The organism is Streptomyces silvae (assembly GCF_016745505.1).
GTDB lineage: Bacteria > Actinomycetota > Actinomycetes > Streptomycetales > Streptomycetaceae > Streptomyces > Streptomyces silvae.
This window is the reverse complement of record NZ_JAERUC010000038.1, coordinates 17,099-28,192: the sequence shown is the minus strand read 5'-3', so window position 1 is coordinate 28,192 and position 11,094 is coordinate 17,099. Positions and strand designations below refer to the sequence as shown.

General features: G+C 72.7%; 11 protein-coding genes. 7 read left to right on the top strand and 4 right to left on the bottom strand.

Going from position 1 to position 11,094, the window contains the following annotated elements; all coding sequences use genetic code 11:
• A partial coding sequence (locus JKV81_RS06015; RefSeq protein ID WP_202075083.1) for an aldehyde dehydrogenase family protein occupies positions 1 to 679 on the bottom strand: 679 nt, incomplete at its 3' end.
• A 177-nt stretch (positions 680 to 856) separates the two neighbouring features.
• Here JKV81_RS06015 and JKV81_RS06010 point away from each other — a divergent pair.
• The 5 genes from JKV81_RS06010 to JKV81_RS05990 all read left to right on the top strand — a co-directional run bounded on the left by JKV81_RS06010 (position 857) and on the right by JKV81_RS05990 (position 6,043).
• Complete coding sequence (locus tag JKV81_RS06010) at positions 857 to 1,348, top strand: Lrp/AsnC family transcriptional regulator (RefSeq protein ID WP_187281839.1); 492 nt, start codon at positions 857 to 859, stop codon at positions 1,346 to 1,348.
• Positions 1,333 to 2,712, top strand: coding sequence for an aspartate aminotransferase family protein (locus tag JKV81_RS06005; RefSeq protein ID WP_124274923.1), 1,380 nt, complete (start codon positions 1,333 to 1,335; stop codon positions 2,710 to 2,712). Before JKV81_RS06010 ends, JKV81_RS06005 begins: the two co-directional genes overlap by 16 nt.
• Before the next feature lie 226 nt (positions 2,713 to 2,938).
• Positions 2,939 to 3,676 carry an ABC transporter ATP-binding protein gene (locus tag JKV81_RS06000; protein WP_129265694.1) on the top strand — a complete coding sequence of 246 codons (738 nt, stop codon included), beginning with the start codon at positions 2,939 to 2,941 and terminating at the stop codon, positions 3,674 to 3,676.
• Positions 3,658 to 4,821, top strand: coding sequence for a hypothetical protein (locus tag JKV81_RS05995; RefSeq protein ID WP_129265693.1), 1,164 nt, complete (start codon positions 3,658 to 3,660; stop codon positions 4,819 to 4,821). Before JKV81_RS06000 ends, JKV81_RS05995 begins: the two co-directional genes overlap by 19 nt.
• Positions 4,822 to 4,924: 103 nt before the next feature.
• The gene (locus tag JKV81_RS05990; RefSeq protein ID WP_202075082.1) at positions 4,925 to 6,043 is read left to right on the top strand and encodes an LOG family protein; all 1,119 of its coding nucleotides are present in this window, start codon (positions 4,925 to 4,927) and stop codon (positions 6,041 to 6,043) included.
• 16 nt (positions 6,044 to 6,059) lie between these two features.
• Here the strand turns inward: JKV81_RS05990 and JKV81_RS05985 are convergent, their stop codons facing one another.
• From JKV81_RS05985 to JKV81_RS05975, 3 genes are read right to left on the bottom strand one after another with little or no spacing between them, the layout of a single operon-like run.
• Complete coding sequence (locus JKV81_RS05985; protein WP_129265691.1) at positions 6,060 to 6,512, bottom strand: SRPBCC family protein; 453 nt, start codon at positions 6,510 to 6,512, stop codon at positions 6,060 to 6,062.
• A gap of 36 nt (positions 6,513 to 6,548) precedes the next feature.
• Positions 6,549 to 7,709: a glycosyltransferase family 4 protein gene (locus JKV81_RS05980; RefSeq protein WP_202075081.1), complete on the bottom strand. Its 1,161-nt coding sequence runs from the start codon at positions 7,707 to 7,709 to the stop codon at positions 6,549 to 6,551.
• Complete coding sequence (locus tag JKV81_RS05975) at positions 7,706 to 8,833, bottom strand: glycosyltransferase 87 family protein (RefSeq protein ID WP_307820494.1); 1,128 nt, start codon at positions 8,831 to 8,833, stop codon at positions 7,706 to 7,708. Before JKV81_RS05975 ends, JKV81_RS05980 begins: the two co-directional genes overlap by 4 nt.
• Before the next feature lie 349 nt (positions 8,834 to 9,182).
• On the opposite strand from JKV81_RS05975, the gene JKV81_RS05970 reads away from it, so the two are divergent.
• Both JKV81_RS05970 and JKV81_RS05965 read left to right on the top strand, forming a co-directional pair.
• Positions 9,183 to 10,409 (top strand): sensor histidine kinase, encoded by a 1,227-nt coding sequence (locus JKV81_RS05970; protein WP_202075080.1) that lies wholly within the window; start codon positions 9,183 to 9,185, stop codon positions 10,407 to 10,409.
• Positions 10,403 to 11,077 (top strand): response regulator, encoded by a 675-nt coding sequence (locus JKV81_RS05965; RefSeq protein ID WP_202075079.1) that lies wholly within the window; start codon positions 10,403 to 10,405, stop codon positions 11,075 to 11,077. The genes JKV81_RS05970 and JKV81_RS05965 overlap by 7 nt, the downstream gene beginning before the upstream one ends.
• The last annotated feature ends 17 nt before the right edge of the window (positions 11,078 to 11,094 follow it).

Here is an 11,094-nt window from a genome sequence, read left to right as displayed (position 1 = left end):
TGGAGGCCATCGCCGGGGTCGGGTGCTCGACCATCGCGCGGCCGGTCTCCCGGTCGCCGCAGATGACGTTGAAGACGCCCTTGGGCAGGATCTGCCCGATGATCTCGGCGATCAGCACGGTCGACGCCGGAGTGGTGTCGGACGGCTTGATCACGACGGTGTTGCCCGCGGCGAGGGCCGGGGCGAACTTCCAGGCGGCCATCATCATCGGGTAGTTCCACGGCGCGACCTGGGCGCAGACGCCCACCGGCTCGCGCCGGACGATGGAGGTGAGGCCCTCCATGTACTCGCCGGCCGACCGGCCCTCCAGCAGCCGGGCGGCGCCCGCGAAAAAGCGGATCTGGTCCACCATCGGCGGGATCTCTTCGGTACGGGTGAGCTCCAGCGGCTTGCCGGTGTTCTCGGACTCCGCCGCGATCAGGTCCTCGGCCCGCTCCTCGAACGCGTCCGCGATCTTGAGCAGTGCCTTCTGGCGCTCGGCGGGCGTCACGTCACGCCAGGCGGGGAAGGCCGCGGCCGCGGCCTCCATGGCGGCATCGACGTCGGCCCCTCCGGAGAGCGGCGAGGTCGCGTAGACCTCTTCCGTCACCGGGTTGACCACATCGATGGTCCGCCCGTCCGCGGCGTCCCGGAACTCTCCGTTGATGTAGTTGCGCAGACGGCGCACCTCGGTGGTCACAACCACCCCTCCTGTCGGCTGTCCGATGGGTGAGACTTCCAGACTAGACCGTTGGGTGACGCTTTCGACATACCCACCCGCCGCGAACTTCGGATTCAGTGAGATCCAGGCTCCCAGACAACGAATTTCATCGATTCGGGGTTGCCAGACGGAGGAGGCGCGGTGCAGAGTGGAGCTGTGGCCAGTCGCAGCGCAGACTCCAGGACCGGGAACGGATCGTCACCAGCGGTCGATGCCGTCTCCCTCGCAATCATCGAGCAGCTCCAGGAGGACGGACGCCGGCCGTACGCCGCGATCGGCAAGGCCGTGGGCCTGTCCGAAGCCGCCGTACGCCAGCGCGTGCAGAAGCTGCTCGACCAGGGCGTCATGCAGATCGTCGCCGTCACGGACCCGCTCACCGTGGGGCTGCGGCGGCAGGCCATGGTCGGCATCAACGTCGAGGGCGACCTCGACCCCGTGGCCGAGGCCCTGTCGGCCATGGCCGAGTGCGAGTACGTGGTGATGACCGCGGGCTCCTTCGACCTCATGGTGGAGATCGTCTGCGAGGACGACGACCACCTGCTGGAGACGATCAACAAACGCATCCGGGCGATACCCGGCGTGCGCTCCACCGAGAGCTTCGTCTACCTCAAGCTCAAGAAGCAGACCTACATGTGGGGAACCCGATAGCCGTGAGCAAGGACCTCAGCCGAACCGCGTACGACCACCTGTGGATGCACTTCACCCGCATGTCGGACTACGAGAACGCGCCCGTTCCCACCATCGTGCGTGGCGAGGGCACCTACATCTACGACGACAAGGGCAAGCGCTACCTCGACGGCCTCTCCGGCCTGTTCGTCGTCAACGCCGGACACGGCCGCCACGAGCTCGCCGAGACCGCGTACAAGCAGGCGCAGGAGCTGGCCTTCTTCCCGGTGTGGTCCTACGCGCACCCGAAGGCCGTCGAGCTCGCCGAGCGCCTCGCCGGCCACGCCCCGGGCGACCTGAACAAGGTCTTCTTCACCACCGGCGGCGGCGAGGCCGTGGAGACGGCCTGGAAGCTGGCCAAGCAGTACTTCAAGCTCAAGGGCAAGCCGACCAAGTACAAGGTCATCTCGCGCGCGGTCGCCTATCACGGCACCCCGCAGGGCGCCCTGTCGATCACCGGCCTGCCCGCGCTGAAGGCGCCCTTCGAGCCGCTGGTCCCCGGCGCGCACAAGGTGCCGAACACCAACATCTACCGCGCCCCGCTCTTCGGCGACGACCCGGAGGCCTTCGGCCGCTGGGCCGCCGACCAGATCGAGCAGCAGATCCTCTTCGAGGGCCCGGACACCGTCGCCGCGGTCTTCCTGGAGCCCGTGCAGAACGCCGGCGGCTGCTTCCCGCCCCCGCCCGGCTACTTCCAGCGGGTGCGTGAGATCTGCGACCGGTACGACGTGCTGCTCGTCTCCGACGAGGTCATCTGCGCGTTCGGCCGTCTCGGCACGATGTTCGCCTGCGACAAGTTCGGCTACGTACCGGACATGATCACCTGCGCCAAGGGCATGACCTCGGGCTACTCCCCCATCGGCGCCTGCATCATCTCCGACCGGCTGGCCGAGCCGTTCTACGAGGGCGACAACACCTTCCTGCACGGCTACACCTTCGGCGGCCACCCGGTCTCCGCTGCGGTCGCTCTCGCCAACCTCGACATCTTCGAGCGCGAGGGCCTCAACCAGCACGTCCTGGACAACGAGAACGCGTTCCTGACGACGCTGCAGAAGCTGCACGACCTGCCGATCGTCGGCGACGTCCGCGGCAACGGTTTCTTCTACGGCATCGAGCTGGTGAAGGACAAGGCCACCAAGGAGACGTTCACCGACGAGGAGACCGAGCGCGTCCTGTACGGCTTCCTCTCCAAGGCGCTGTACGAGAACGGCCTCTACTGCCGGGCCGACGACCGAGGCGACCCGGTCGTCCAGCTCGCGCCCCCGCTGATCTCGGACCAGTCGACGTTCGACGAGATCGAGGGCATTCTGCGCGGTGTCCTGACGGAGGCCTGGGCGAAGCTCTGACCGGCACCACCGGCTGCCGCCGACAGGCGACTCCGGTAGTCATTTCATAGGGCATACGCGGCCCGGATACACCCGATCGAGTGAGAACGGGGGTATCCGGGCCGCGTACTGTCCCGACACCCCGGTCCGGCTGCCTAGCGTGCCGAGTGACCGATCGGCCTTTCTTTCGTTGTATTCGTCCCCCGAACGGGGGACAGGAGAACTGATCCGAACCGAGGTGTACGCCATGGTGGCCCCGCCCGACAACGATGTGATCTGGGCACGTTCCCTGCACCACTCCCACAACGGATCGCCGGGGCTCGGCGGCGTCTCCCTCGGGGTCCGCGACGGCGAGATCCTCGCCGTGGCCGGCCCCAGGGGCAGCGGCAAGACGACACTGCTGCACTGCCTCTCCGGCCAGCTGGTCCCCCAGCAGGGCGAGGTCTGGTTCAACAGTGTGCCCGTGCACACCATGGGCCCCCGGCTGCGCGAGCAGCTCCGCCGGGACAGATTCGGCTGGATCGCGGCGGAACCGCAGCTCGTGCCCGAGCTCAGCACCTGGGAGAACGCCGCCCTGCCGCTGCTGCTGCGGGGCGTCTCGCACCGGGCGGCGAAGAAGGCGGCCGTCGAGTGGCTGGAGCGCCTGGACATCGGCCCGCTCGCCAAGAAGAGGCCGCACACCCTGCTCCAGTCGCAGCGCCAGCGGATCTCCGTGGCGCGGGCGCTGGCCGCGTCGCCGTCCGTGATCTTCGCGGACGAACCGACCGCCTCGCTGCACCACGCCGAGCGCGCACAGCTCCTGCGCACCCTCACCACCGCGGCCCGGTCCCACGGGATCACCTTGGTGCTCGGCACCCATGACGCGGAGGTCGCCGCGCTCGCCGACCGGGTGGTCAGCCTGCTGGACGGCCGCCGCGTCACCACCGTCTCCCTGCCCGCCGCGCCCGATACGGAAGGCCGCTCGGCGTGCTCGCTCTCCGTCTGACCCGCGGCTCGCACCCCCTGGTCCTGGTGCGGCGTCTGGCTCTGGCCGCCGCGTCGGCGGGGGTGGGCTTCCTGCTCCTGTGCACCCTGGGGTACGCCGCCGGGCACCCGGCGCACGCCTCGGGTTCCGTGCTGCGGCTGCTGTGGTGCGCCGTTCCGCTCGCCGCGACCGTCCAGTTCGCGGTGGCCGTCGCGCGTACGGATCCGAGCACCCGCCCGCGTCCCGGACTCTTCGCCGCCGGCCTCGGGCCCGCCCGTCTCGCCCTGCTGGCGGCGATCTCCACAGCGGTCTCCACCACGCTCGGCTCGGTGGTGGCGCTGCTCTTCTTCCTGCACCTGCGCGGCGATCTGACCGGCCTGCCCTTCGACGGGGGCGCGGCCGAGTTCCTGGGCGCGGGCACCCCGCTGCCCCTCGCCGCCGTCCTCACGCTGCTGGCCCTGGTGCCGCTCGCCTCGTCCGCCGCCGGCGGGCTCGCGCTGCGCTCCAGGCCGGTCGCGCCGTCCGAAGCCCAGGCGGACGAGGACGACCTCGCACCCGCCCCGGTGCCGAAGGGGCTGCCCTGGGGAGTGGCGCTCACCGCTGCCGGACTCGCGGTCGAGGCCTACGCGAGCCGGGGCTCGGCGGGCAACCCGTTCCCGCTGCCCGGCCGGTTCGACTCCACCCCCGCGGCCGTGCTCGCGGGCTGGACCCTCACCGCGGTCGGCCTGGCCATGGCGGGACCCGGCCTCACCTATCTGTGCGGCAGGCTGCTCCAGGCGGTGCGCCCGGGAGCCGTACGGCTGCTGGCCGGCCGGGTCCTGATGGACGAGGCGTGCCGGATCGGCCGCCCGCTGGGCATCGTCTGCGCGGTGCTGTCCGGGGTGATCGCGGCCTCCGTGCTCTACACGGGCGGGCCCCGGCCCTTCGGTCCGCTCACCGCGCTCGGCGCCGTACTCGTCCTCGGCTGCACCACGGCGACCCTGCTGACGACCGCGCTGGAGGCCAGGCAGGCCAGGGCGCGTACGGCCAGGACCCTGCTGCGGCTCGGCGCCCCGGCCTCCTCGCTCCGCATCGCCGCGGCCCTGCGGGCCTTGGTGCTGCTGGCCGTCTTCGCCCCGCTGACCTGGGCGATCGCGGAGCTGGCCGCGCTTCCTCTGACGGGGTGAACGACCGCCGGGACGGTCCGTCCGTGACGGGTGACCCCGTCGCCGGGCGGGCCGTTCCTGACGGGGTGGCCCCGGTCGCCGGGACGGTCCGTAGCATGGCGGCGTGGAGAACCCGGACGAGTACACGTACGCAACCGGCGTCGAGATCGAGACGCTCGCCGCATTCGACCAGGCGGTCGCCGCCGGGACCCTGGCCGGTCACCGGATCCAGTCCGTCGACCTGACGGACCGGGCCGACGCCCTGCTCGCGACCGGCACCCGGGGGGCCGTCTTCCTCGGCTGCCGCATGGCGCCCCGCGCCGAGGCGAAGATACGCGCGGACGGGGCCTTCGTCTTCCCGCCGGTGCCCGGTCTCCCCTTCGACCCGTACCGCGGTCTGCTCTACACCCCGGACGCCCTGTACGAGGGCCTGGCGGAGGGCGGTTACGCGGCGACCCCGGACGCGCGGGCGTACGGCTGGTTCCAGCTGACCAAGGCGAACGGCGACGTCTTCGCCTCGATGCTGCGGGCGCTGCACGACGACGCCGTCTCCGACGCGCTGGACGAACACCTCGTCGGGGCCCGGGTGGTGGGCGTGATGGGCGGCCACGCGATGGCCCGCGGCTCCCAGGAGTACCTCGGCGCCGCCGCGCTCGGCAGGGAGCTGGCGCGCGGCGGCCTGACCGTGGCGACGGGCGGCGGCCCCGGCGCCATGGAGGCGGCCAACCTCGGCGCGTACGCGGCTCCGCACTCCGACGCCATGCTGGTCAAGGCCTGCGAACTCCTCACCTCGGCGCCCTCGTTCAGCCCGTCGGTCACCGACTGGGCGAAGGCCGCCTTCACCGTGCGGGAGCGCTGGCCGGAGGGAGGCTCCTCGGTGGCGATCCCCACGTGGTTCTACGGCCACGAGCCGCCGAACGCCTTTGCCGACCACATCGCCAAGTACTTCGCCAACGCCGTGCGCGAGGACGGGCTGCTGGCCCGCTCGACCGCCGGTGTGATCTTCCTTCCGGGTGCCGCCGGGACCGTGCAGGAGATCTTCGACAACGCGACGCCCAACTACTACGAGTCGCGTTCCGCGCCCACGCCGATGGTCCTGGTCAACCGCGCGCACTGGACGGAGAAGCTGCCCGCCTGGCCACTGCTGAGCGCGCTCGCGGCGGACCGGGCGATGGAGTCCCGTATCGCACTCGTGGACACGGTCGAGGAAGCGGCCGGTGCGCTCGCCCGCCTGACGGGCTGACACCGGCTCGCCGGGGTCAGTGGGAGGCGAGCCGGGCGTCGAGCGCGTCGAAGAAGGCCTCCCAGCCGTCCTCGGCCGCGGCGTACTGCTCGGGGGTGAGATGGCCGCCCCGCTGCCGGAAGACCATCTCGGTGGACTTCCGGCTCTTCTCGGTGAAGGTGACCGTCACGGTCTCGCCCTCGGAGTCGGCGGGCGCGCTCCTGTCCTTGAGCGTGAACACGAGCCGCTCGGGGGCGGACACCTCCTGGTAGACCCCGTGGAAGGGCATCTCCGCTCCGGGCACCACGATGACCAGGCTCCACTCGCCGCCGGGCGTGACATCCATCGAGACCCGGTCCAGCGGTACGTCCGCGTCGCCGCCGTACCAGGCGGCGAAGTCCTCGGGGTCCGTCCAGGCTTCGAAGACCCGGTCCCGCGGTGCCGCGACGACGCGGGTGATGTCGATGCCCTCGCGGGCCGGCTGCGTCATGGTCTCTGCCCCTTCCCAGGTCTGGTGTCCAGGGGATCACGCCCCGAGAAGCGCCGCCAGCCGGTCGTACGTCCGTTCCCACCCCCATTCCGTACGGACCCACGCGCGTCCACGCCCGCCCATGGCCGTGGCGCTCCCCCGGTCCCTCAGGAGCCCGGCGAGCAGGGCGGCGATCGCGGGCACGTCCCGGCCGTCCACGAGATGGCCGTTCTCCCCGTCGCGTACGGCGTCGGGGGCCCCGCCCGAGTCCCCGGCGAGGACGGGCAGTCCCGCCGCGGCCGCCTCCAGGAAGACGATGCCCAGCCCCTCCACCTCCAGACCGGCACGCCGGGTGCGGCACGGCATCGCGAAGACGTCGGCCGCCGCGAAGAACCCGGGCATGGCGGCATGGGGCTGGCCGCCCGCCAGGACGACGGAGTCCGCTGTCCCGGTGGCCTCGGCAAGCCGCCGCAGGGTGCGTTCGTGGGGGCCGTCGCCGACGAGCAGGAGCGTCGCACCGGGGACGGCCCGCCGTACCGCCGGCAGCGCGCGGATCAGCATGTCCTGGCCCTTGCGGGGGACGAGCCGGGCCGCGCAGAGGATCACGGGCCTGTCCCCCAGCCCGTACCGCCTGCGGATGTCCGCGGAGCCGGGCCCGGGCGCACCGAACGCGGCGCTGTCGACGCCCGGTACCAGGCGCACCATGCGGCGGGCCGCGGCCGGTGCGAGCGCGGCGGCGATCGGGGCGTGCGTGGCCGCGCCGAGGTAGGTGACGGTGTCGGTCGTGTCCCCTATCCGGCGAAGGAGTGCGCGGGCGCCGGGTGTTCGGGCCCACCACACCTCATGGCCGTGCGTGGTGGCGACGATCCGGCGTGCCCCGGCCTCGCGGCGCAGCCGGTCCGCCATCAGTCCGAGCGGTGCCGCGGCCCCGAACCACACGCTGTCGCAGCCGTGGTGACGGGCGAGCGCCACCGCGCGTGCGGCGGCCCGCGGGGTCGGCAGCAGGGTCCTGGCCGGGTCGCGCACCACGGGATACGGCAGGGTCGCGTCGTGGCCGGCGGCTCCCGGCTCCGCGGAGGTGTACACGACGACGGACTCGGCGGGGAAGCGGCCGGTCATGGCGTGGACGAAGGTCTCGATCCCTCCGCGGCGCGGCGGGAAGTCGTTGGTGATGACGAGGGTGCGGGGACGCTTACGGGTACGGGTAGGGGGCGTCACGGGGAGACCTCTCGTGTCCGGCCGGGTGCGCCGTGGGCCGCCCAGGCCGCGAGGACCAGCGGGTATACGACGTAGCCGAACCGGCTGGCGGGCATGAACGCGATGGCCATGAGCAGTCCGAGGGCGAGGCGCAGGGCGGCGGCGGACGCGCTCGCCGGTGGCCGCGCGCACAGGGACGCGGCCATGCCGAGCGCGCTCACGGCGAGGAGGGCGAGCGCGACGGCCCGGCCGCCGGGCAGGTGCGCGGCGAGGAGGTGTCCGGGGAGGGGACTGGCCGCGGCGGACACGGTGTCGGTCAGGCCGAGCGGGAAGGCGACGACATGGGTGGAGAAGGCCCCGGGGTCCCGTAGCGCGGCCGGCAGGACGAGCAGGGCCGCCGTCGCCACGGCCGTGGCCCCGCACCGGAACGCGGCGTGTGCTCCGGGACCGGGCGCCCCCTGGCCCTTCCGGCGGTTCAGGGCCACCAGCAGCGCCAGGGCCACCGGAAGAGCGGGCCACGCCGTCCACTTGAGGGCGGCCGCGAGGCCGAGGACGAGCCCCGCGCGACCCGCCTCGCCGCGGCCCGCGGACGCCAGCCCCAGGCACAGCAGGCCGACGACGGGCAGGTCGACACCGCCGACGGCGAGCGGCAGCGCGACGACGGGGCAGGCCGCGATCCACAGGAGCGGCAGCCCGCGCGCGGAGAGCGCCAGCGCCCCGAGGAAGGCGGCTCCCGTCCACAGCCGGGGGTCGGTGATGGGGCTGCCGCCCGACAGCGCGTCGGGGATGCCGAAGACGGCCATGCCCGGCAGGTACGGGTTGAAGTCCGCGGCCCCGGCAGGGTGCGGGAGGTACGGGCTGCCGGTGGAGAGCAGCAGCCCGGCGGAGCGTGCGATCACGTCGACCTCCAGCTGCGCCCTGCCCATGACGAGGAGGACCAGCAGCGGCAGCGGTACGGCCCCGGCCACCGCCACCACGTGTGCCACGGGACGGCGGGCTCCGCCGCGGCGCGCGGAGAGCCATGCCGCCACCGCGTAACCGGCCGCTGCCGTAACGCCCCACACGCGGTGCGGGGTGAGCGTGGAGAAGCTCGCGAGGGCGAGGGCCGCGAGCGCGCAGGCCGTCCACCACCGCGCGCCTCCCACAGCCCCCGCCGACCGCCGGAGCCAGGACGGCACCTCGGCGGTGGCCCCACGGCGGGCGCCTGTCCCCGACCGGGTCCCTGTCCCCACCTGGGCGCCTGTCCCCACCTGGGTGCCTGTCCCCGACCGGGTTTCTGTCCCCGCCCTGGTGGCTGCCCCCGCCCGGGTGCGTCTCCGGTCCGGCACACCGACAACTGCTGGTCTTCCCATGAAATCGAGGCTAGGAAAGCCCGGTTCAGGGGGCGTCACACCAGGATCCGGTCCTCTCCATCAACCCGTGGCATGACACCGCGCATGGAAATCCACCCCCGCTCCGATGTGGATCCACCCCCGCGTGCCGAAGAATCGCCTCATGACCAGCACGACCCCGGAGACCGGGCCCACCCTGACCGGACGCGTGCGGCGGCGCGTGCGCCGCTGGACGGCGGCGCCTTTGTACCCCTGGCTGACGGGTGGCGCCCTGACGGTGCTCGCGGTCGTGGAGCTGGCGGTCGTACCGGGGTCGGTGGTCACCGCACTCGGAGTGCTGGCGTGCACCCTCTCCCTCATGTGGCGCCGGGCGCACCCCGCCGTGGGGTTCCTGACGGTCGGTGCGGCGCTGCTCAGCTTCGGGACCGACGGCAACATGGCGTACGCGACGATCGCGGGCACCCTCATGGGCAGTTACACGTTGGGGCGCCACCGGGTGCAGCACCCGGCCCTGGTGGTGGTGTGCGGAGCTCTCGCCTCGCTCACCGTGAATCTCGTGCACATCGACCGCTGGACCCGTGACGGTTCGCCCGGCCTGCCGGTCCTCCAGGGAAGTGACCGGTTCAGCCTGGGGCTCTACGCGGAGACGCTGGTGCTGACCGTGATGATCCTCGGTGCGGTGAGTATGGGGGACGCGATACGCGCCCGGGAGGAGACCCGTCACGAGCGGGCGGCCGCGCAGTCCAGGCTGCTGACGATGGAGCGCCGCCAGGCGGCCGAGGCGGAGAGGGCGACCATCGCCCGGGAACTGCACGACATGATCGCCCACTCGGTCTCCATGATCGCGGTGCAGGCCGAGAGCGCCACGTACACGACGGCGGAGCTCCCCGGGCCGGCCCGCGACGCCTTCCAGCAGATAGCCGGGACCGCCCGTTCCTCGATGGCCGAGCTGCGCCGGCTGCTCGGTGTCCTGCGGGCGGGCACCGAGACCGCCGCGCTGCGGACACCGCAGCCCTCGCTGGCGGGCCTGGAGGAACTCCTCGACCAGCACCGCGCGGTGGGAGGCTCGGCCGATCTCCGTGTCGTCGGCGAGCGTACGGTGCTACCGGCCTCCTGGGAGCTGTCGGCGTACCGGATCGTCCAGGAGGCGCTGACGAACGCGCGCCGTCACGCCCCCGGCGCGCACACGGTGGTGGAGATCGACTACCGGCCGGGCCTTCTGTCGGTCCGGGTCTGTGACGACGGCCCGGGGCCGTCCGGGACCGAGCCGGACGGCAGGAGCCACGGGCTGGTGGGCATGGGCGAACGGGCCGCGCTGCTGGGCGGCAGACTCACGGCGGGGCGCGGCCCGGCCGGCGGCTTTCTGGTGGAGGCGGAACTCCCTTGGTGATCAGAGTGCTTGTCGCCGACGACCAGGCGGTCGTACGGACCGGCTTCGTCGGGCTGCTCGACACCCAGCCGGACATCGAGGTGGTGGCGGAGGCGGAGGACGGCGCGGAGGCCATCCGGAAGGCGGCCGAGCTCACCCCTGACCTGGTGCTGCTGGACATACGGATGCCCGGGGTGAACGGCATCGAGGCGGCCCGCGAGATCGTCGCGGCGTCCGGTGGCGCCACCAGGGCTCTGATGCTGACGACGTTCGGCCTCGACGAGTACGTCTACGACGCGCTCGCCGCCGGGGCCGGGGGGTTCCTCCTGAAGGACGCGACGTTCCCCGAACTGCTGCACGCCGTACGGGTGGTGGCGGACGGCCGGGCACTGCTGGCCCCGGAGATCACGCAGCGGCTGATCGCGGAGTTCGTACGGCAGAGACCGGGCACGGGGCCGCACCCCGGGGTGGAGGGGCTCACCGCGCGCGAGGCCGAGGTGCTCGTCCTCATCGCCCGGGGGCTGTCGAACGCGGACATCGCCGGCCGTCTCGCCATCACGGATCACACGGTCAAGACGCACATCAACCGGCTCTTCGCGAAGATGGGGCTCCGGGACAGGGCGCAGGCGGTGATCCTGGCGTACGAGCTGGGCCTGGTGGTCGCGGGCCGGGAGAACCACCGGGGCTAGACACTCCCCCGGTCACC

Excerpts from the sequence above, each read along its gene's own strand:
- JKV81_RS06000 (WP_129265694.1), top strand. The coding sequence starts at position 2,939 with ATGGTGGCCCCGCCCGACAACGATGTGATCTGGGCACGTTCCCTGCAC.
- JKV81_RS05985 (WP_129265691.1), bottom strand. The coding sequence starts at position 6,512 with ATGACGCAGCCGGCCCGCGAGGGCATCGACATCACCCGCGTCGTCGCG.
- JKV81_RS05970 (WP_202075080.1), top strand. The coding sequence starts at position 9,183 with ATGACCAGCACGACCCCGGAGACCGGGCCCACCCTGACCGGACGCGTG.